Here is a 21,046-nt window from a genome sequence, read left to right as displayed (position 1 = left end):
CTATTCAATACGAGGTGACGTTTTTTTGATTCAATTTTTACCGAATTTTCTATCAGAACCAATTAATTTATCCTTAACAACGATAACGATCATCGCGCTTATATATGTATTTGTTCATCATAGAAGACAACAACCCATTTTAAGTTTAATCGATATTATTCTAGGATATTTTCCAATACTCATCCATGAGATGGGTCATGTTATAGCAAATAAACTATCAGGTGGTAAGCCTAAAGACCTCGTAGTTGTTTGGCGTCGTAAAGAGCGTATGGAAACCGGTAGACAAGGTTACGCCGTTACTGGTTCTAAATCACGATTAAATCAATTTATAACGACTTTATTCGGTTATATCATGCCGCCAATTATGTTGATTTTAGGTGTATGGCTTAAACATCACACATTCGGACCAATTTTCTTAATCATTCTTCTGATTATGTTTTTATTCTATGTCATATTAACATCTAAGAAATTTATCCCAAGTATCATTCTCGTCATTATTGCAGTAGCTTTATATGAAGTACTGTCTGCACCGAATATACATGACTTTGGACAAATCATTACGTATATTTATCACATTAGTTTAGGAACATTATTAGGTGAAGTCGCACAATCAAGTATTACAATATTCCTATTAACATTCTCTCGTTCAAGACAAGAATGGGATGGTAGTCAGTTAAAACAGCTCACTAAAATTCCAACTATTTTCTTTAGTGTCATATGGATAGCAATTAATGTATATGCGGTTATGTATACTTTTAATATTTTATGGCCATAGATATTGGAACTTTTAATATGAAGTCTTCGCGTAGTATAATTCGACTTTATACTTTACTGCACGATATCTCGGAGTCTTCGTGCGTTACACTCTGATTTTGCACCTTAGCGCACGATATCTCTCAGTCTTCGTGCGTTACATCCTGATTTTGTACCTTAGCGCACGATATCTCGGAGTCTTCGTGCGTTACACCCTGGTTTTGTACCTTAGCGCACGATATCTCTCAGTCTTCGTGCGTTACACCCTGGTTTTGTACCTTAGCGCACGATATCTCTTAGTCTTCGTGCGTTATATTGTATCCATTAACAAAAAACCAGCAGAAATTCATTCGTTTGAATTTCTGCTGGTTTTTACTTATTAAGCTGTTTTTATACCAAACAAATATGATGCATTTGTTTCGCTTATCATAATTGTTTTATCTTCAAGTTTAAGTTCTATGAGTTGGTTTAAGCTATCTTTATTGCTAATTGTTACTACATCTCCAATATGCAATTCTTGATTACTTAAATAATCTAGGAGATTCACGTAATCCATTACACGTTTAATTTCAACGTCATCTCCAATTTCAAACTCATTTAATGATGTGTTATAAATTTCTTCTATTTGATTCTCTCTTGGAATAATACCACCATGCGGACAAGTTGTTGGGTAACCCATTAACTTATCTATCTTATCTATAAAACGGTCAGATACACGATGTTCAAGTATTTCTGCTTCTTCGTGAACCTCATCCCAAGTATATTCAAGTTCTTCTATTAAGAATCGCTCTATTAGTCTATGTCTTTTAATAATATTTGTTGTATGATCTAAACCCTTTTGAGTTAATTTCACACCTTTATATGGACGAATATCTACATAATCATCCTTTTTCAAACGTAACATCATTTCACTTACTGATGAAGGTTTAATATTTAAATCTTGCGCTAAATTCTTATTGGATACGTAATCTGTTGTGCCATTTAATCCAAAAATTGCTTTTAAGTAGTCTTCTTGTTCTTCAGTCAACATCTACTCTGACCTCACTTTTATTATCGTATATTTATTGTACCACGATTTATTTTTACAGGCTATCTCTTGACTTTAGATAATTTTCTAATATAATCAAATTATAGTTTAGGTTAACCTAAACTTATTTTTAGAAAAGGTGATAACATGTTGCAGGTAAAAAATTTGAATTTATATTTAGGTCAACAGCACATATTGCATGATATTAATTTAACAATTAAATCTACGGGTGAATTAATTGGCATAATGGGACCAAATGGTGCAGGAAAATCTTCATTTATTAAATCGATTTTGGGTGAATTTAAGGCATCAGGTGAAGTTTATTGGCAAGACAAACCGATAAACCAACAGTTGAAACAGTTAACGTATATTCCTCAAAGAAATCAATTAGATCTAGATTTCCCTATCACTGTTCAAGATAGTTTGTTAACAGGCTACTATGCTACATCAGGTTGGTTTAGACCGTTAAAAAAGGAAGCTTATCAAAAAAGGGATCAATTAATGTCAGAGTTACAACTTACTTCATTAAAAGATAAGACATTAAATCAATTAAGTGGTGGACAATTACAACGTGTTCTTTTAGCAAAGTCTTTAATGAAAGACAGTGATTTATTATGTCTCGATGAACCATTTGTCGGCATTGATTTTAAGAGTGAAGAAATCATGATAAACATGCTTAGAAGATTAAAGTCAGAAGGAAAACTCATCATCATTGTTCATCATGACATTCAAAAAGCCAAATTATATTTTGATAGAATCATCCTCCTCAATCGAACTATTAAATTTTTTGGCTCAGCATCTGAAGCTTTAACAGAACACAATATTAAAGAAGTATTTCTAAAGGAAGGCGTTACACCATGATTAATGAATTTATCTCATCCCTAATACAATATAATTTTTTAAGTCGAGCACTGATTACTGCAATTATAGTTGGTGTTGTCTGTGGCATTGTAGGTAGCCTCATAATATTAAGAGGTTTATCTTTAATGGGTGATGCTATGAGCCACGCTGTACTACCTGGTGTTGCAATAAGCTATGTATTAAACATCCCAATGTTTATAGGAGCCTTGTTCACGGGTATGTTAACGAGCTTTCTGATAGGTTATATTGCCCAACACTCTAAAACTAAAAATGACGCAGCTATTGGTATTATCTTTACTGCATTCTTTTCCCTTGGAATTATTATCATAAGTCAAATTAACTCCTCTACTGATTTATATCATATTTTATTCGGGAACATACTAGCAGTAACTTCAAGTGCATTTTATACAACGAGTATTGTCAGTCTGATTGTTATCGCTTGTGTCATATTATTTTACAAACCCTTGCATTTATCAACATTTGACCCTATTGCAGCTAGAATGAGTGGTTTAAATGTAAAATTCATTCATTATTTTGTCATGATGCTATTGGCGCTCGTAACAGTTGCTAGTTTACAAACAGTGGGCATTATACTTGTCGTTGCACTACTCATTACACCGAGTTCAGCTGCATTTTTAATAACTAAATCATTAAAATCAATGATGATTGTCGCAAGTATTATCAGTGCAATATGTGCGGCCTGTGGCATGTATGTTAGCTACCTTTATAACTTACCAAGTGGCGCGTGTATCGTATTAGTCTGCTGCTTTGTATATATGATTACATTCACCATACATAAAATGAAAATAAAATTTGCTTAGGAGGTTAAACATGAAAAAGTTATTTATGCCTTTACTCGTTGTTATTATTTTATTAAGTGCTTGTAATGCGTCGTCTTCAAATGACGATAAAAATTTAAAAGTTGTAACAACAAACTCAATATTAGCTGATATGACAAAAGAAGTAACAAAGACTGACGCAAAAGTCACAAGTATCGTTCCTATTGGACAAGACCCTCACGAATATGAAATCAAACCTAAAGACGTCAAAGCTTTAACAGATGCAGATGTCATTATATATAATGGTTTTAATCTTGAAAGTGGAAATGGTTGGTTTGAAAAAGCATTAGAACAAGCAGGTAAAAAAATCTCAGACAAAAATGTTATTCAAGCAACTGAAGACGTTACGCCTATTTATTTAAAAGGTGGAGAAGGCGATAAAAATAAAATCGATCCACATGCTTGGTTAAGCATTGAAAATGGTATAAAATACGTAAATACAATTGAAAAGCACTTAAGTGATATAGATAAAGATCACAGTAAACAATTTAAAGATAATGCTGAGAAATACACGAATAAATTAGATAAACTACATCATAAAATGATGACAGCATTCAATGATATTCCTGAAGATAAACGTGCTTTTATAACAAGTGAAGGTGCATTTAAATACTTTGCGAAAAGCTATCATATTACACCAGGATATATATGGGAGATTAATACAGAAAAACAAGGTACACCAGACCAAATGAAACAAGCCATTAAATTTGTGAAAGACCACGATTTAAAATCATTAGTCGTCGAAACAAGTGTTGATAAGAAAAGTATGCAGACATTAGCAGAAGAAACAAACCTCAACATTAAAGATGAAGTATTTACAGATTCAATCGGTAAAAAAGAATCTAAAGGTAACTCATATTACAACATGATGGAACACAATGCAGAAGCTATTCATAACAGTATGAAATAATAAAAAAAGAGGTCGAGATTTAATCATCTCGACCTCTTTTTTTGTGTATTTAACTATCATTATTCTGAATTCTGGTAATTAGAACTCGTATCCTTACGGACATTTCTCAGAATTCTGTCCCTAACGACACCCATAACATACACTTCTCAAACAATATCTATTATTTTAATGTTGGATCATCTTTTTTCATGACTTGTTTATATTTACTAAATGTTTCTTTATCATTTTTAGAAAATGCTTCGTTCATCATTTGTCTTTTTTCGGCTCTTCTTCTTCTGTCTTTTTTTGTTTCTTTACGATCATACCTGAAGTTTAGTGAAGTACCTTTTTTAGTAAATTCTTTCATATACATATATGATCCTGAATTATAAGCTGCTCTAATAATCATATGTCCTGCTACTGGAGATGTTAAATATAAGAACAGTATTGTTAATAATGTTCGGACACTAAAGTATTCTTGTGTCACTAAGAAATATATAAACACACCTGTCAAAGTAAGCAACACAGATAATGTAGAGCTTTTAGTAGCGGCATGACTTCGAAGAAATGTATCTCTAAAGCGTACAATTCCTATCGCACTAATGAGCGCTGCTATTGAACCTAACAATATTGATAAAGCGGCAATTAAACTAACGATCTCGCTTAGATTCAAAGACACGACCCCCTTCTATGAAACGTGAAATACCTACTGTACTCAAGAAAGAAAGTATTGCGATAATTAAACTCGCTTCTAAATAACTGAATGTATCATAAATAATGCTTAATACCCCTACTACGGAAACTAGAATCGCACCGATAGCATCAAAAGCAATGACTCTATCTGCGGTAGTAGGACCTATGATCATTCTGAGAAGTACGACAACAATGGAAATACCATATATAACAAGCGCTGTTTTGATAATTGCTAAAATGATAAATGACATTATTTAAGCACCTCCCAGATTAGTTTTTCGTATTTCTTAATTTGCTTCGTTAAAATTTCTTTTTCTTTATCTGAAATATCAATTGCATGTATAAAGAATCTTCTACCATCAGGTGAAAGTCTAAGCACGACGGAACCTGGTGTAAGCATAATAAGCAATGTTAACAATGTAATCGCCCAATCTTGTTTTAACGTTGTTTCATAAGTTACAAGACCTGGATTAACTTTGTTCGTTTTAAATAAAATATAATTGATTGTTGTCATACTTGAAGTCACAAGTTGATAGTTATAAACACATATAAACTTGAAGATTACCCAAACCTTTTTCAAGTAGAAGACATGTCCAAAGAATCTATGCATTAAATAAACAATAAAGATACCAATGAGATATCCACCAACAAAGGTTGATAAATGAAATTTATCTTCATCTTGGAACAGCGTCCATAAGAAGGCGATTAAAATATTTAATAACAACTGTGCCATTATTACTTCGCCTCCACTTCTACGTTTGGAATAATTTCTTTAATATATGACTGTTCATGTATGTTAAATTGTGCTGCTAATTCTGAAATGTTTAATACATATTGTGATGCAATACCTAATAATATGGTAGCTACTGTTAATATAATCATCGCGTATAATTTATGTTTAGAAAGTGGGACTTTTTCAACTTTAGGAATATCGTTTCTACCGAAGTACATCACTAAGAAAATTCTTAGTAAACTGTACATTGCGATGACACTTGTAATTACCATCACGATGACACCAATTGTATAACCATTATCTAAAGCACCTTTAATAATTAATAATTTCCCAGGAAATCCACTAAATGGCGGCACACCACCGATTGATAAAATCGTGATAAAGAATATAATCCCTAGACTCGGATAATATTTAATTAATCCACCAAATTGATCATAATATCTCGTGCCAGATAATAATACGAAAGTACCAATGATTAAGAATAGTAATGTTTTGATAATCATATCGTGACTGACATAGAATATTGCGCCCGTGATGCCATCACTATTATTTGCACTTAAACCGAGAACAGCAAATCCTATTGATAAAATAACTTGGTACGCTGCAATCTTTTTAATATCTTTAAATCCTAATACACCGATACTGCCGATGATCATTGTGATGATAGCCATGATATATAAAAGGAAGTGTGTAACTTCTGGCTTTTCATCGAACATCAACACCATAACTCTTATCAATGCATAAACCCCGACTTTAGTCATAAGGCTGGCAAACAATGCTGCTAACTCAGTGTTTAAAGCTGCATATGCTTTCGGCAACCACATAAACATGACTAAAGCTGCTTTACCACCAAAGACAAAAATCATAATAACTGCTACTAAAGTAACGGTCGTTGGTTGATTACTTTCAGTAATACGCATTGCGATATGTCCAAAGTTCAAAGTACCTAACGTTCCATATAAATATGCTACACCCATTAAGAAGAACCAAGAACTGACAACGTTAATAACAACATAGATAACACTCGCTCTTAATTGTTCAATAGATTGTCCAAGTGTTAATAATACAAATGAGGCTAATAACATAATTTCAAACATAACGTATAAATTAAAGATATCTGCCGTTAAGAAGCTTCCGTTTACACCTGTTAATAAAAATAGTATAAAAGATGGTAAGAAATATCTATTTGCTACTCTTTCTCGCTTACCAAAACCAAAATATATAATAACTGTTACAACAAAACAAGAAACAGTTGTAAATAGAAGTGCCAATTCATCTCCGACAAATTGTATACCAAATGGAGGTTGCCAATCACCAAAGTTAATAACGAGTACTTTATTTAAACTGACTTCTACCAGAAGCCATGCTGTTATGATTGTTGTGATTGCTAAACTCGTTATCGCGATACGTCTTGTTAAAGCTAAACGTTCTTTAAAGAAGAACAATATTAATCCAGTAATTAAAGGTACGAGTAATGGTACTAATATTAAATTATTCATCTACATCTTCATCCTCACCGCGTAACGCTTCTATTCTATTTACTTTCGTCAACTTAAATGTTCTATATATAAGCACGAGTAAAAATGCTGTAACAGCAAAACCAATAACGATAGCTGTTAAGATTAATGCTTGTGGTAAAGGATCGACATAATCTTTTCCTTCTCCATTAATAAGTGGAACATTATTTCCACCAAACTCGCTCATTGATAAAATCATTAAGTTTGCTACGTGTGTATAAATTGCTGTACCAATAACAATTCGAATTAAGTTCTTAGACAAAATCATATATGTTCCTACAAACGTGAGTACGCCTATTATAATGACAAGTATTAAATTCAACTGTTATCACCACTTATCGCAAGCATGATTGTTACAACAGCCCCTACTACAGTAAGTAGTATGCCGAGCTCGAATAGTGTAACGCTTGATAAATGAATCTCACCTAACAACGGCCAAGTCATATAGCCATCTTCATGTGTTAGCATCGGATGCCCAAAGAACATAGGAATAATACCTGTACCAATTGAAATGAGACATCCAATAATCGTAACTGCTCTAAAGTCTAATGGCATAGATTGAACGACTGTTTCCACATCAAAAGCTAAAAACATTAAGATAAAGGCTGAGCTAAAGACGAGTCCACCTATAAACCCACCACCTGGGTTATCGTGACCAGCAAGAAAAATATAAAATCCAAACGTCAATATTATGAATATAGCAATTTTAGATATCGTTTCTAATACAACATCATTTTCTTTCATTTGGCTCATCCTTTCTTATCTTAAATTTAACTAATGTAAATATACCTAATCCTGCAATTAATATAACGATCCCTTCAAGCATTGTATCTAATGCTCTAAAGTCTCCTAGAATACCATTGACGATATTTTTAACACCTGCTAATTCGTATGCATTATCATAGTAGAAAGAAATTTTGTCGAACAGACTATCTTGTTGCATCATAATAACAAAGACAACAACAAAGACTGCCATTAATAAAGCAATTGTTAATTTCACAATTTCACTGATAACATTTGGTGTATCCTTCTGAACATTTGGTAAATGATAGAAGACTAATAAAAATAATACTGTCGTAATCGTTTCTATAACAAGTTGAGTTAAAGCTAAATCAGGTGCTTTCATAAATATGAATACGACCGCGATTGAATATCCGATGACACCATTTAAAATCGTCATTGTCATTCTTTCTCGAATAAACATTAATGCTGTTGCAGTAATCACAATATTAATTAATATAATGATTTCAAATGTTGTCGCTTCAGTAATATGGTAATAAGCAATATCATAAATACCTACTTGATAAATACCATATCCCATAATGACAAAGAAGATTACATAGATAATGTGTAAATATTGGTTCAATTTATTATTCATAATACCTTGAATTGAAAAAGTACTGATACGATCTAATGCATCCATACCTTTTGTATATAGCGTATTGATTTCTAATTTTTTAGAAATCTTACTATAAATAACATCCCATTTTGGCACGAGTATAAGAAGAGTCCCAATAATGTATATGCCAAGTGTTAAGAATAATTCCACTGTAAATCCATGCCATGCTTTAATATGTGGTAAATGAGCCATAATCTCGCTATCGTGGAAGATATCTCTTAATGCTGGACCAATTAGATATTCCCCTAATACATTCGGTACAAAGAAAATAATTGGAACAAACAATACGATAATAAATGGAGAGATTAATAACCCACCCCCATCATGACGTGGTACTTTCGGTAGTTGGTCTTTTTTTAGTTTACCGAAAAATGGTTCTTTAATGAGTTTAATACAATATACAAATGTAAATATACTGCCGACAAAGCCAGCTAATATCATAACGATAGACATCGTTTGATTAAATATATCTGTATGACCTGTTTCTACTAAACTCGTAAAGAACTTCTCTTTACTTAAGAAACCATTAAATAACGGAATACCTGCCATAGATAGAGCACTGATTGTCATGACAATTGTTGTTAAAGGCATGATTGTTTTTAATCCACCAAGCTTTTTAACATCTCTTGTTCCTGTTTCATGGTCGATAATACCGACACCCATAAATAGAACACTTTTAAAAATCGCATGATTAATTAAATGGAATAATGCCGCAAATAAGCTTGCTAAAAAGATTTCATTATCTGCTTTAAAATTACTATTTAATGCTAATAATCCTAAACCGATCATCGTCATAATCATACCGAGCTGACTGATTGTTGAATAGGCAAGCATTGCTTTTAAATCTTTCTTGTTAACTGCAAAGAATGAACCTACTAATAACGTCACTAAACCAATTGTGACAACTGTATAAACGACCCATGTACTTTGACCGATAATTGGTGTAAATCTTAATAATAAATATAATCCTGCTTTAACCATTGTTGCTGAATGTAAATAAGCACTGACAGGTGTTGGTGCTTCCATTGCATCTGGTAACCAAATATGAAATGGAAATTGTGCAGATTTCGTGAATGCTCCGAGTAAGATTAAAATGACTGCAAGTACAAACCATGGTGATTCATAAATTTTATCAATCATACCGACTTGTTCAGTAATTGTATTCGTACCCGTAATGCTGTATAGCAAAATCAAACCTACTAACATTGCCATACCGCCAAACACTGTAATTAAGAATGATTTCAAAGCACCGTCTTGACTCTTTCTACGTTGATACCAATATGAAATGAGCAAGAATGAAGAAATACTTGTTAACTCCCAAAATGTATATAACAATATCGTATTATTTGAAAGTACGACACCTAACATTGCTAACATAAACATTAACAAATACGTATAAAATCTTGGAAGATTCTCTTTTTCATGGGAAAGATAATAAATGGCATATAAGAAGACACCTGCACCAATTAATGAAATAAGTAGTGCAAAAATTAAAGATAGACCATCTAAACGTAAATCTAAATTAACATCTACAAGTGGAATCCACTCTTGGAAATAAGTAATACTTTGGCCAGCATATATCGTCTTAATCTGACTTAAGAAATATATGGAACTTAGAACTGGCGCAATTAAACTTAGCCATCCAGCAAATCGGCTAAACTTTGTATTCATCGTCATGAGCACGATCGACATCACAACGATAATCATTAAAAACAGCCATATTAAAGCCATACATTGACCCCTTTCTCTTTATATATTAAGTTCAATTGTCGTTTCTTTTTTTATAGTCGTGACATCAATGAATTTTAAAGTTTCTATTAAAGATTGATGTCCGAGGTATTTTTGAATAATCGAAACAGATACCCCTGATTTGAAGGCATGATATGCAAAAGTCTTTCTTAACGAGTACAACCCGATATTCTTCAACCCTACTTCTTCAGCTGCAACATGTATAATTCGATAAGCTTGTTGCCTTGATAATTGTTTTTTTGTTTTGATGGACATAAACACAAAGTCATCTCTTTTTAATCCTTCTTCATATATAAAAGTGGATAAACTTGATCTCAAATGTAACGGTATAACAACTTTAATTAAATCCTGTTCGTCATTTATCCAATCTTGCTTTATATCATTGTCCTCATCAAATAAATCTTGGACCGTTAAATTAAGTAGCTGGTTTACTTTCATACCCGTATGAATAGCTAAGCTAAACAATAAATAGTCTCTTTCACTATGTGATTTCAATACTTCATACATTGCTCTAATGTCATCTTTATTCTTAATTGGAGATACTTGTTGCATAAATTTGGTCCATCCTTCCTAATTAAGGTACATATTAATAATAATATATATTTGAGTAACATGAAAGTAATTTATACATTTTTTTGTCGTTTTTACATACTTGCTTCGATATATAAAGTGAAAAGAGGTTTTAATCATGGAAACAGTTAAAGATATCAACATCATTTTATTGCATCAGTATTTAGATGAAGCTTCTAAAGTAAAAACTGTTCAACGTAAATTTAATGCAATTAATTTAAATGTTACACCCGAACAAGTTAAAACTTTTAAAGGCATTATCGAAACATTAAGTGACGAGAAATTTAAAGATGCATATATCGTCAAAACAATACAGATAGAGAATTAATGCTATCTAAAAAGATTTAGGAGGTGAAAATATGAAAAGAGTATTAGAATTAACATTTAAAACATCTTTAGATAAAACATTCACATTACAAATTCAAAATCCAAAAGCAGACTTATCAAGTGATATCGTTGAAAATGCGATGAATAAAATTATGAATCTTAACTTATTTAACTTAAACAAAGGTGAGCTCGTATCAATCCATTCCGCACAATATATCGAGCGCAGCACACGCCAATTGATTAAATAAATATGCTAGAGTAACAGAAAAGGCAAGGACATTAATTTTGTCCTTGCCTTTTTCTTATATATCTTTAACGAGTGTTTCGTATTTTTCTTTATGTGACGCATCCATAAAATAGTAAACTTTTCTTTCGTCGAGATTACTTCTATATTTATCGATTAAACCTTTTCTATATAATTTTGCTAAGTTTGTACCTATATTAGAAGGTCTTGTTGTTAACTCTAAAAGTTTCCCACTAAGAATTTCTTTGATTGTAATTTCTTTTGCAGTATATATTTCTTCTAAAATAATGAAATCCACGAGTGATAATTTCTTTTCATTTTTTAATGTTGTCAATTTATTCTCATAGTCGATCATTTGTTGAATGGTTTTGTTGAATGTTTCTATCAAGTAAAGCCCTCCCAATTTAATTTTTCCCGATTTTTAATAGTTCACAATACACAAATTACATTAATTATTATTTTAACGCGTTTTAAATTCATATTTTGATTAAATCGATTAACATATTTGATTTATTATAAAGTATCTTCTCCATTTTATTAAATTAGGTAACATTTACATACGATTTTTGATATCATATTGTTAAATAAAGAAATATATTGACGGATTTTGATGTTTTATTCCATAATTTGTCTATATTTAGAGGTGATTATTTGTACAATTATAAGATTTCACTCCATAAAGAAAGTATCATTAATCCGAAGTTACTTGGATTTGGTGCTTTATGTTTTGTTTTAGAAGGTCACACAGAAGTTACATTAAATCAAACGACTTATGAATTTAATGTCGGTGACCTATTTTATCTTCAAGATAACGATAATTATTTGCCGATTATTAATAATGGATTAGTCGCTATACTTCATATTAGTTATGCAATGATGGAGAATTTAAGTGGAGAAGAAGCATTTGTCTTTAGGATTCCACGTACGACGAAGACAAATGAATTAGATAGATATAAGCATGAAATTAAAGAATTATATATTAGAGCCATACTTGCAAACTTAACAAACGTTAAAATTAGATGTAGTAATTACGTTGTTGAAATTTATAAAATCATGTTTGAACGTTTTCAAGTGGATACTAAAAATTATGGTCATATTGAAATTGAACTCAGCAGCCTTATTTATAAAGTAAAACAATATATTGATCAAAATTATCACGAAAGATTATCACTTAATAGTGTCGCGAGTCATTTTTATATTTCTCCTGAACATCTATCTAGAGAATTCTCTAAACAAATGGGTACTACATTCATACAATATTTAAAAGAAACAAGACTTTTTCAAGCGACATATGCACTACTGTTCACTCAGTTTAAAACAGAACAAATCGCAAATAGTCATGGTTTTTCTAGTTATCATAACTTTAATAGACAATTTAAAGAACAGTTTCATGTAACGCCTAATCAATATCGTCTTCAATATAGACGTCATAAAAAAGATAAAGAAAATGAAGTGATTTCTAAAGAGGAAAAAGCTTCATTGATTTCGAAATTACAAAAATTGATGCATAATAAATCGTTTGTTCATGAATATAAAAGGATGGCATTTAGTGATGTACCTTTTAAGACACTCTCAGCAAATCATAAGACATATTTACATATCGGTGATGTTTATGATTTTTATACACCTTTTCTTGGAGAAATTTTAGAAAATGTAGAAAAAATGACGGATATGCCGATTATTGTCATTCACTGTTCTATGAAGACATTCTTTAGTGAAGAACACCAAAATCATTATAAACAAAATTTGGCATTTTGTTTAAGTATGTTTTCAGATACGAGAATTATACCTGCCATAAAAATATATGATATTGATTATGACGACGACAACTTTAAAAACAACTGGCATGAATTAATAGATGCCATTTATAACTATTTCTATAATAAGAACGGAGAAATCTTCTTCGATCTAGATTATAATGATATTCATCATATTAAAAAGCAAATTAGAGAAACAAAGATGAAATTACCTGATATACATATTGGATTAAATGCGCCAAATCCATTTATGCATATATATGAAGAATTAGAGATCGATTTCTCGCAATATGAAGACATTGATGCCTTTGCATTAAGTTATAACTTTAATGACTTGTATAACTTAGATGAGATCAATAATTATGATATCGCAGACATTACAAATCAATATACTAAACAACTCATTCAAAATATGGCTTATTTAAAATCAAAAAATAAACATGTTATCCCTATTGAATGGAATATATTAAACGGTGATACGTATACAAGTAAAAGCTTTTATTTTAATGCGTCAATTATGTTAAAGCATTTAATGAGTATTACAAATTACATATCTGGTATAGGATTTTGGTTAATGGAAGAATCATCTGCTAAATATTCAACCATCGATCAACCTTTATCTTTATATTTAAAATATCACTGTAAAAGTCCAACGAATTATTTATTATCTATACTGAGTCATTTTAACGGTCATGAATTTTCTGAAGGTCCAAACTATATTAAATTTGAAATTCATAATAAAATATTCTATTTATTATTTAACTATGAGCTGTACCACCCACATGATATCAACTATCAAAATAATATCGGGATTATACTATCTTATCGAGACATTCCATTCAATAATTTCAGAGTCACTAAAATTACTTTCGATCAAGACAATGGAAATATCTTTAAAGCTATTAGAAAGTTAGATCATACTCATGGTAATTTGGACTTCTTAAATACAGTATTATTAGATAGATATTGTTCACCAGATATAGAAATGGCAGATTATAATACAAATAAAATTGACGAAACTTATTTCTTAAAGACGAACGCTGTACAACTATTAATTGTACAAAATAGAGGATAGAGAAACACATATTAAAACAAACGAAATAAATATTCAAAAAAATCTTGGGCATCGAATAGATGTCCAAGATTTTTTATATTTAATCTAATTCTAAGTTAGTACGATAATTATCTACGACTTCTTTCTTGCTTGAATCGCTAGGTACAAAATAATACAATCCATCATCTAGAATGGCATCTTGACCTTCTAATTGATTTCTATCAACATTATCTAATGCGTCACTATATTTAGATCTTAGGCTATTGATTTGTGAAATTTTTAAATCTGTTTGAACATTATCGCCTAATGTATCAAAGATTTGGTTGATTTTCGGTAATGAACCGATACTTACTAATTCTTTCGCTAATGCTTGGATAACAAGTTGTTGTCTTTCTTGTCTACCAAAGTCTCCACCAGCGCCATCTTCTTTTCTACTTCTAATAAATGCTAAAGCTTCGTCTCCATCAAGTTTATACTTTTGGTCTTTAACATATGAATTCCCTTTAACTGTAAATGTTGCATTACTTTTAACGGTTACGCCACCTGCTTGGTCTACTAATTCTTTAACACCATCCATATTAATTGTCGCATAGTGGTCAATCGGTACATTCATTAATTTCTCTAAAGAATTAATTGCCATTTTTGGTCCACCATATGCATATGCATGGTTAATTTTCTCGACAGAATCTCTGCCTACGATTTGAGCTCTTGTATCTCTAGGTACACTTACCATTACAGTCTTTTTCTTATCAGGGTTGATGGATAATAGTAAGATTGAATCTGATCTTTCTCCGCCACCTTCTGCTGCTCTTGTTGAATCTGAATCAATTCCGAATAATGCGATAGATATCGGATCGCCATTCGTATCTACTGCTTTCTTTCTTAATTCTGATTTATCTCTGTCTAATGGATTATGTATTGAATTACCTAATGCAAAGAATTTATAGACAAAAAATGCGATCACTAATAAAAATACGAGTAATAAAATAATAATGATTGTCGTTACTATTTTGAATGCTGTTGACTTCTTTTTCTTTGTAGAACGCTCATATTGGTTTGCCACGTGTTCTCAGTCCATTCTATTTTTTCTTTATTATACATTTATTTATACCATATTTCCATATTGAACATAATTATGTGCACAACTTAAATGCACCTATAATGAATATTTAAGTTATACAAAGATTCCATACTTATTTCTGGAAAGTCTATACATTATATGATAGAGTATTATTGTAAATCTACAACGTTACTTGTTTTTTAATTTATATGACATATTAAACGGGAAAGAGGATGAGATTCGGCGATCTCATCCTCTCTTTTTGCGTCTATTTCTATTTGTTTTAGATTTAATAACTTTTGTTTTTATATTAAACTCATCTGGATATCTAATTCTGACAACTTCCCCATAAAATAACCTTTGTTCTCCATATCTTGTACATAAAGATAACTCAGGATATACTTCTTCCACTTTTGCAATATAATTATATGACTTATCTCTTTTCAATACATCAATATAATAGCCAGGTTTAATACCTTTATCTGTTCCTGCATTAATAATAAATGACGTATCATCTAATATTCTTATAATTTCCACTTGTTTCATGATTTCACGCTAACTTCCTTTAATTCTTATTATATGAAATGGTGATGATAAGCGCTTAGATGACTGCTACTATTGTTTCATAGAGTTGAAGAATATTTATATAATTTGTCTTATGCCATTTCTTTTTCTTTAGGATATATAAACTTTTTACATTATTAATATCATTACATTACATTTTTTGGCAATAGGATTATTAGTTAAATTGTACTATTTTTTTATTGTTTTTTCAATATAATACTTAATTCAAAGAGACTGGGACATAATGGAATGTCTCAGTCTCTTTTAGTATCTTGGCAGTAGATGACTGAGTTGAAAATGCACTTGTAGCAAGCTTTTTTCAACTCTAGTCATCCTTGCCCGGGCGAGACTACGAAATCTTTTTTTTAAATTAGATTTCTGTCTCGCTCCCTTTGATAATCCTATTCTAGATACAATTCTACTGCATCTCTTGTTTTACTCATTGTTACGACATGTTCATCATAATTTCTTGATAAGTAACTATAGAAAAGAATATCTATAGTCAAAAGTTGAGATATAAGAGAACTTGTCGCTGCTAACCTCAAACTTTTTTCAGAACTTGCGTCATGAATTAAATATATATCAGAAGCTTTTGCTAATGTAGACTGTTCTGACTGTGTTAAACCAACTATTTTTACACCATATTTTCGAGCTACTTTTGCTAAAGATAACGTCTCATGATTCTCGCCTGAATTGGATATACCTATCAGCACACAACTATCACTATGTGAAGCAATGGCTGTCGCTAAAAAGTGTGTATCTAATGAATGAATCACTTGTTTACCTATTCTTGTGAACTTCTGATACAAATCTTGAGCAACCAAACTTGAAGCACCGACACCAAATACGATAATCGTATCTGTATCGTATAATTGATCGACAACCTGCTCAATATGTTTACTCGAAATATTCTTTTCGGTCATTTCAAGTGTATGAGAAGCTCTTGTAATAAGCTTCTTACTAATTGAGTCGACTGTTTCATCTTGTTTAATTTCTTGATAAATACTTTGTTCATGTTGCGGTAAATATCTAGAAATTGCTAACTTCAAGTCTGTGAACCCTTTAAATTCAAGTTTATGTGTACATCTAATAACAGAAGCTGCACTCGTATTCGTTAATTTGCCAAGTTCTTTAGCGCTCAAGTTAATTGTTTTTTCAGGATGTTCAATAAAATATTCTGCAATACGTTTTTCATGTTTCGTTAAACGTGGCATTTGTTCTTTTATAAATATGAGTAAATGTTGATGTTCCATATGATTTAATCCTCTTCTAATTCTTGTGGTGCCGTCATTTCTTTATTTGTTCCAAATAAATATGTGGCAATGAATCCTCCAAGATATGCTGCAAGCAATCCTGCGATATATCCTAAATACATATTATCAGAAATAAGTGGAATAAGTGAAACGCCACTCGGTCCAATTGCTGATGCACCAATATGACCAATGCCACCGATAACTGCACCACCAACACCGCCACCTATACATGCTGTAATAAACGGTCTACCTAAAGGAAGTGTTACACCGTAAATCAACGGTTCTCCAATGCCTAAAATACCAACTGGTAATGCACCTTTAAGTAAGTTGATAATCTTTTTATTTTTTCTACATTTAAACCATAATGCAAATGCTGCACCTACTTGACCTGCACCAGCCATAGCTAGAATTGGTAAGAGGTAAGTTGCACCAGATTGATTAATCATTTCGATATGAATCGGTGTTAATACTTGGTGTAAGCCAAACATGACAAGTGGTAAGAACGTTGCACCTAGTACAAATCCACTAAATGCACCACCTATATTTAGAACCCAATCTATTACGCCTAATAAGCCATTTGAAATAAATCCGGCAATTGGCATGATTAAGAAAATTGTTCCTAGTCCCATAATAAATAGTGTAATCGTTGGCGTGACAATGATATCTACCGCACTCGGAACGACTTTGTGTAACCTTTTTTCAATTAAAGATAAAATCCAAACTGCAATGATAACTCCAATGACACCACCTTGACCGGCAGCTAATGGTTCTCCATTAAAAATATTTTTAAGTGGACTTTCTGGATCCATACCCGTCAGCATGGTTGTACCACCAATAACACCACCCAATCCTGGTGTCGCACCAAATTCCTTTGCGGCATTAATCCCAACATAAATCACGAGATATGCAAAAATACCATCTTTAATGATATTAAATACTAATACGAATTGTTCCCAAGTCGCACCATCTATTGTACCTGCTGTTAACATATTAGACAGTACTGCAGAAATACCACCAATTAAACCTGCACCAACAAAAGCTGGAATTAACGGTACAAATATATTAGCAATAGATCTTAATACTTTTTTAAATGGTGTTTGATTCTTCTTATTAATACTTTGCTTAAATAAATCCGCTTCTTTTTCAACTTGTTCTTTATTAGATGCTTTATGCTTTATATCTTCACCTAAAGGAACCCCTATAATTGAACTCATTTCATTAGCTACTTTATTAACAGTACCTGGTCCAATTACAACTTGAAGCATATCATCTTCTACTACACCCATTACGCCCTTTATATTCTTTAAACCTTCGACATCGACCTTACTGTAATCCACGATATTCATTCTGACACGCGTCATACAATGTATCACTTTGTCTAAATTATCTCTTCCGCCGACTTCTTTAAGAATATTTTGTGCAATCTCTCTTTCTTTTGACATAGCCTACACACCCCTTAATTTACGTGTTTCTCACAAACCCCTTAGCTTGTTTAAGTCTTACTAATGCTTCCTCTTTAGAAATTCCATGCATCCCCATTACAATTGCAACTTTCACTTGTTCATCACTTTGATTGAATAATCTCTCACTATCTTCATCCGTTGTTTGCAATACTTCTTGAATCATGTTTATAGCTCTTTGCTTTAATTTTTTATTAGTTGGTTTTACATCAATCATTAAATTCTCATATACTTTTCCTATACCAACCATAGACCCTGTTGATATCATATTAAGAATTAATTTTTGAGCAGTACCAGCCTTCAATCTAGTTGAACCTGTCAATACTTCAGGACCTACATCTACTTGGACCGGATAATCTGCATGTTTACCAACTTCAGATGCTTTGTTGCATGTCACACAGCCAGTAGGTACATTTATACTTTGTGCGTATCTTAAACCACCTATTACATATGGTGTTCTACCACTGGCAGCTATCCCGATAACCGTATCATGTTCATTAATATTTAAATTTCTTAAATCTTGTTCTCCTAGACTTTCATCATCTTCTGCACCCTCAACAGCTACAGTCATCGCACTTGGACCACCCGCAATAAGTCCTACGACAACATCAGGTGTTACACCAAATGTTGGTACACATTCAGCTGCGTCTAATACACCTAATCGACCACTTGTACCTGCGCCCATATAAATTAATCTTCCACCATTGTTTAATCCGTTAATAACTTGTGTAATTAATTGAGCAATTGCATGATTTTCTTCTTTAATAAACTGAGCTACTTTTTGATCTTCGTTGTTCATAACATCAACAAATTGCTCAGGTGTTAATGTGTCTAACTTAGACGAGTGCTCATTTCTTGATTCTGTCGTTAAACGACTGATATCCATTTTTTCTTCCCCCTTCACAAACTGAAAAGCTGTACCTGCATCAATTAAATCTATGCATGGTATATCTTGTTGGTATACATGTCCAATAACATTAACAGCTTCATGACGCTTTAAATCTTTATTGACGATTTGTAATTCATTCATATAGCGACCATACTTGTTATTATCTAAAGTGATCGCACCCCTTGTTCTTGCAACCGTGTTTTCAGGTAATATTTCAGATTGAAACATTTGCCGTCCTTCTTCCGCTCTAATCACATCTCTTGCTTTGTCTTTTCTATTATGAAAAATTCTCCCAATATAACTTTCTAAATGCTTTGTTTCAGATTGCACATGAAGTGACACGATTCCTTTATGAAAGAAGTTGTTGAATTGATTAATCGTTGTTGTATCGATACCTGTATCCCCTATACATATATCATCTACTCCTAATGCCGCTAATTCATGAGCAGCAATTAATGGGTGGCAATATCTATGATCTTCTAATGTAGGTAAACCTTCATATACCGGACCTCTATATACCGTACCTGTTACAAAAGCCATAATTGAAATATCCGGGAATGAAGTCTTTAATTTTGTGTTTTGCTTTATAAAGTAACCTTTATCCAGTCCAGTTTCAGGACGTGGGTAATAATTATGCGCAACCATAATACGAGACATATCAATATCTTGATCTTTAAGTTCATCCAACAAACTAATAGCATCCGTACTAGCATTACAGACAATTTTAACTTCACTTAATAATGAAATAATATCTGGAATCGCTAGAGAAATATCTAACCTTATATAATCAATACCTAAACCTTTTAATACATCAGGTTGCTTATAAGAAAGGCCAAGGTTTTGAAAAGCATGAGGACTCGCATCAGCTATAATCTCAGCTTTATCACCTATAAGTAACTTTAATGCTTTTAACCTATCAAAATACAATTCCGAATTCTCTTCAGGAATTTGAAGAGAAGTAAACACATATTTGAAACCATGATTTAACATCGTTTCAATATATAATTCATCAAACGCCTCACCTAAATATACCGAAAACCCTAACATAGCAACTCACCCCTATTGGAATCGTTTACATTATCTCATTTTTGAAACAATATTTCAATAGTTAAAAGTTTGTATGAATATTTGCGAAATATCGTTACAGAATGTGGGGATTGTAGGTAAATTTGAAAGTAATGGGCTATCTCTTGGCTTTACTCACTACTTAAGCCATGACTTCAGCTATCTCTTGGCTTTATTCAGTAATTAAGCCATGACTTGAGCGATTTCTTGGCTTTATTCACACTTTAAGCCATGACTTGGTCGATCTCTTGGCTTTATTCACACTTTAAGCCATGACTTGAGCGATCTCTTGGCTTTATTCACACTTTAAGCCAAGACTCTATTTAAATTTAATACATTCAAT

At 31.9% G+C, this 21,046-nt stretch carries 22 protein-coding genes and 1 pseudogene; 7 read left to right on the top strand and 16 right to left on the bottom strand.

Going from position 1 to position 21,046, the window contains the following annotated elements:
• Positions 1 to 25 precede the first annotated feature (25 nt).
• On the top strand, positions 26 to 775 hold the full coding sequence (locus MHH94_RS02445) for a M50 family metallopeptidase (protein WP_058592203.1): 750 nt from the start codon (positions 26 to 28) through the stop codon (positions 773 to 775).
• A 357-nt stretch (positions 776 to 1,132) separates the two neighbouring features.
• Here the strand turns inward: MHH94_RS02445 and MHH94_RS02440 are convergent, their stop codons facing one another.
• Positions 1,133 to 1,783 (bottom strand): metal-dependent transcriptional regulator, encoded by a 651-nt coding sequence (locus MHH94_RS02440; RefSeq protein ID WP_058592204.1) that lies wholly within the window; start codon positions 1,781 to 1,783, stop codon positions 1,133 to 1,135.
• Positions 1,784 to 1,927: 144 nt separating this feature from the next.
• Here MHH94_RS02440 and MHH94_RS02435 point away from each other — a divergent pair, with 144 nt between their 5' ends.
• The 3 genes from MHH94_RS02435 to mntC are packed head-to-tail and all read left to right on the top strand — an operon-like array spanning position 1,928 to position 4,390.
• Entirely contained in the window at positions 1,928 to 2,641 is a 714-nt protein-coding gene (locus MHH94_RS02435; RefSeq protein WP_058592205.1) for a metal ABC transporter ATP-binding protein, read from the top strand.
• Positions 2,638 to 3,462: a metal ABC transporter permease gene (locus tag MHH94_RS02430; protein ID WP_058592206.1), complete on the top strand. Its 825-nt coding sequence runs from the start codon at positions 2,638 to 2,640 to the stop codon at positions 3,460 to 3,462. The genes MHH94_RS02435 and MHH94_RS02430 overlap by 4 nt, the downstream gene beginning before the upstream one ends.
• 10 nt (positions 3,463 to 3,472) lie before the next feature.
• Entirely contained in the window at positions 3,473 to 4,390 is a 918-nt protein-coding gene (gene mntC, locus MHH94_RS02425) for a manganese ABC transporter substrate-binding lipoprotein MntC (RefSeq protein WP_084756666.1), read from the top strand.
• A 160-nt stretch (positions 4,391 to 4,550) separates the two neighbouring features.
• Here the strand turns inward: mntC and MHH94_RS02420 are convergent, their stop codons facing one another.
• From MHH94_RS02420 to MHH94_RS02385, 8 genes are read right to left on the bottom strand one after another with little or no spacing between them, the layout of a single operon-like run.
• On the bottom strand, positions 4,551 to 5,042 hold the full coding sequence (locus MHH94_RS02420; protein WP_025906003.1) for a Na+/H+ antiporter subunit G: 492 nt from the start codon (positions 5,040 to 5,042) through the stop codon (positions 4,551 to 4,553).
• Positions 5,020 to 5,313 carry a monovalent cation/H+ antiporter complex subunit F gene (locus MHH94_RS02415; RefSeq protein ID WP_078355149.1) on the bottom strand — a complete coding sequence of 98 codons (294 nt, stop codon included), beginning with the start codon at positions 5,311 to 5,313 and terminating at the stop codon, positions 5,020 to 5,022. The genes MHH94_RS02420 and MHH94_RS02415 overlap by 23 nt, the downstream gene beginning before the upstream one ends.
• A complete protein-coding gene (locus MHH94_RS02410; RefSeq protein WP_048540046.1) occupies positions 5,313 to 5,795 on the bottom strand; it encodes a Na+/H+ antiporter subunit E in 483 nt (160 codons plus the stop codon). Before MHH94_RS02410 ends, MHH94_RS02415 begins: the two co-directional genes overlap by 1 nt.
• Before the next feature lie 2 nt (positions 5,796 to 5,797).
• The gene (locus MHH94_RS02405; RefSeq protein WP_058592208.1) at positions 5,798 to 7,294 is read right to left on the bottom strand and encodes a Na+/H+ antiporter subunit D; all 1,497 of its coding nucleotides are present in this window, start codon (positions 7,292 to 7,294) and stop codon (positions 5,798 to 5,800) included.
• Entirely contained in the window at positions 7,287 to 7,634 is a 348-nt protein-coding gene (locus tag MHH94_RS02400) for a Na(+)/H(+) antiporter subunit C (RefSeq protein ID WP_048540042.1), read from the bottom strand. Before MHH94_RS02400 ends, MHH94_RS02405 begins: the two co-directional genes overlap by 8 nt.
• Positions 7,631 to 8,056, bottom strand: a complete 426-nt coding sequence (locus MHH94_RS02395) for a monovalent cation/H+ antiporter subunit B (protein ID WP_025906014.1) — start codon at positions 8,054 to 8,056, stop codon at positions 7,631 to 7,633. The genes MHH94_RS02400 and MHH94_RS02395 overlap by 4 nt, the downstream gene beginning before the upstream one ends.
• Positions 8,043 to 10,442 (bottom strand): DUF4040 family protein, encoded by a 2,400-nt coding sequence (locus MHH94_RS02390; protein ID WP_058592209.1) that lies wholly within the window; start codon positions 10,440 to 10,442, stop codon positions 8,043 to 8,045. Before MHH94_RS02390 ends, MHH94_RS02395 begins: the two co-directional genes overlap by 14 nt.
• Before the next feature lie 18 nt (positions 10,443 to 10,460).
• Positions 10,461 to 11,012 carry a tyrosine-type recombinase/integrase gene (locus MHH94_RS02385; RefSeq protein WP_048540039.1) on the bottom strand — a complete coding sequence of 184 codons (552 nt, stop codon included), beginning with the start codon at positions 11,010 to 11,012 and terminating at the stop codon, positions 10,461 to 10,463.
• 136 nt (positions 11,013 to 11,148) lie between these two features.
• On the opposite strand from MHH94_RS02385, the gene MHH94_RS02380 reads away from it, so the two are divergent.
• Both MHH94_RS02380 and MHH94_RS02375 read left to right on the top strand, forming a co-directional pair.
• Positions 11,149 to 11,358 carry a DUF1659 domain-containing protein gene (locus MHH94_RS02380; RefSeq protein WP_025906021.1) on the top strand — a complete coding sequence of 70 codons (210 nt, stop codon included), beginning with the start codon at positions 11,149 to 11,151 and terminating at the stop codon, positions 11,356 to 11,358.
• Between the two features lie 31 nt (positions 11,359 to 11,389).
• Positions 11,390 to 11,605, top strand: coding sequence for a DUF2922 domain-containing protein (locus MHH94_RS02375; RefSeq protein WP_048540037.1), 216 nt, complete (start codon positions 11,390 to 11,392; stop codon positions 11,603 to 11,605).
• A 54-nt stretch (positions 11,606 to 11,659) separates the two neighbouring features.
• Here the strand turns inward: MHH94_RS02375 and MHH94_RS02370 are convergent, their stop codons facing one another.
• Positions 11,660 to 11,989, bottom strand: a complete 330-nt coding sequence (locus MHH94_RS02370; protein ID WP_048540035.1) for a MarR family transcriptional regulator — start codon at positions 11,987 to 11,989, stop codon at positions 11,660 to 11,662.
• A 263-nt stretch (positions 11,990 to 12,252) separates the two neighbouring features.
• Between MHH94_RS02370 and MHH94_RS02365 the strand changes: the two genes are divergently transcribed.
• Positions 12,253 to 14,433, top strand: a complete 2,181-nt coding sequence (locus MHH94_RS02365) for an AraC family transcriptional regulator (protein WP_088592181.1) — start codon at positions 12,253 to 12,255, stop codon at positions 14,431 to 14,433.
• Between the two features lie 79 nt (positions 14,434 to 14,512).
• On the opposite strand, the gene MHH94_RS02360 is transcribed toward MHH94_RS02365, so the two are convergent.
• The 6 genes and pseudogenes from MHH94_RS02360 to MHH94_RS02335 form a co-directional block, all read right to left on the bottom strand.
• Positions 14,513 to 15,475, bottom strand: coding sequence for an LCP family protein (locus tag MHH94_RS02360; RefSeq protein WP_049320945.1), 963 nt, complete (start codon positions 15,473 to 15,475; stop codon positions 14,513 to 14,515).
• 246 nt (positions 15,476 to 15,721) lie between these two features.
• Positions 15,722 to 16,018 carry a hypothetical protein gene (locus MHH94_RS02355; protein WP_058592212.1) on the bottom strand — a complete coding sequence of 99 codons (297 nt, stop codon included), beginning with the start codon at positions 16,016 to 16,018 and terminating at the stop codon, positions 15,722 to 15,724.
• Between the two features lie 419 nt (positions 16,019 to 16,437).
• A complete protein-coding gene (locus tag MHH94_RS02350; RefSeq protein WP_340839541.1) occupies positions 16,438 to 17,289 on the bottom strand; it encodes a MurR/RpiR family transcriptional regulator in 852 nt (283 codons plus the stop codon).
• A gap of 5 nt (positions 17,290 to 17,294) precedes the next feature.
• Positions 17,295 to 18,731 carry a PTS transporter subunit EIIC gene (locus MHH94_RS02345; RefSeq protein WP_107603445.1) on the bottom strand — a complete coding sequence of 479 codons (1,437 nt, stop codon included), beginning with the start codon at positions 18,729 to 18,731 and terminating at the stop codon, positions 17,295 to 17,297.
• Between the two features lie 19 nt (positions 18,732 to 18,750).
• A complete protein-coding gene (gene murQ / locus MHH94_RS02340) occupies positions 18,751 to 19,635 on the bottom strand; it encodes an N-acetylmuramic acid 6-phosphate etherase (protein WP_179135360.1) in 885 nt (294 codons plus the stop codon).
• A 27-nt stretch (positions 19,636 to 19,662) separates the two neighbouring features.
• A pseudogene (locus MHH94_RS02335) lies at positions 19,663 to 20,685 on the bottom strand (MupG family TIM beta-alpha barrel fold protein); the annotation flags it as partial.
• Between the last annotated feature and the right edge of the window lie 361 nt (positions 20,686 to 21,046).

Source organism: Mammaliicoccus sp. FSL K6-3158, assembly GCF_038005105.1.
GTDB lineage: Bacteria > Bacillota > Bacilli > Staphylococcales > Staphylococcaceae > Mammaliicoccus > Mammaliicoccus sciuri.
Note: the sequence above shows the minus strand (reverse complement) of the source record. Positions and strands in the feature narration are given on the sequence as shown.

Coding starts and splice junctions, on each gene's coding strand:
- murQ (WP_179135360.1), bottom strand. CDS start 19,635: ATGGATATCAGTCGTTTAACGACAGAATCAAGAAATGAGCACTCGTCT.
- MHH94_RS02375 (WP_048540037.1), top strand. CDS start 11,390: ATGAAAAGAGTATTAGAATTAACATTTAAAACATCTTTAGATAAAACA.
- MHH94_RS02345 (WP_107603445.1), bottom strand. CDS start 18,731: ATGTCAAAAGAAAGAGAGATTGCACAAAATATTCTTAAAGAAGTCGGC.
- MHH94_RS02355 (WP_058592212.1), bottom strand. CDS start 16,018: ATGAAACAAGTGGAAATTATAAGAATATTAGATGATACGTCATTTATT.
- MHH94_RS02350 (WP_340839541.1), bottom strand. CDS start 17,289: ATGGAACATCAACATTTACTCATATTTATAAAAGAACAAATGCCACGT.
- MHH94_RS02415 (WP_078355149.1), bottom strand. CDS start 5,313: ATGTCATTTATCATTTTAGCAATTATCAAAACAGCGCTTGTTATATAT.
- MHH94_RS02390 (WP_058592209.1), bottom strand. CDS start 10,442: ATGGCTTTAATATGGCTGTTTTTAATGATTATCGTTGTGATGTCGATC.
- MHH94_RS02435 (WP_058592205.1), top strand. CDS start 1,928: ATGTTGCAGGTAAAAAATTTGAATTTATATTTAGGTCAACAGCACATA.
- mntC (WP_084756666.1), top strand. CDS start 3,473: ATGAAAAAGTTATTTATGCCTTTACTCGTTGTTATTATTTTATTAAGT.
- MHH94_RS02380 (WP_025906021.1), top strand. CDS start 11,149: ATGGAAACAGTTAAAGATATCAACATCATTTTATTGCATCAGTATTTA.
- MHH94_RS02440 (WP_058592204.1), bottom strand. CDS start 1,783: ATGTTGACTGAAGAACAAGAAGACTACTTAAAAGCAATTTTTGGATTA.
- MHH94_RS02405 (WP_058592208.1), bottom strand. CDS start 7,294: ATGAATAATTTAATATTAGTACCATTACTCGTACCTTTAATTACTGGA.
- MHH94_RS02395 (WP_025906014.1), bottom strand. CDS start 8,056: ATGAAAGAAAATGATGTTGTATTAGAAACGATATCTAAAATTGCTATA.
- MHH94_RS02410 (WP_048540046.1), bottom strand. CDS start 5,795: ATGGCACAGTTGTTATTAAATATTTTAATCGCCTTCTTATGGACGCTG.
- MHH94_RS02430 (WP_058592206.1), top strand. CDS start 2,638: ATGATTAATGAATTTATCTCATCCCTAATACAATATAATTTTTTAAGT.
- MHH94_RS02385 (WP_048540039.1), bottom strand. CDS start 11,012: ATGCAACAAGTATCTCCAATTAAGAATAAAGATGACATTAGAGCAATG.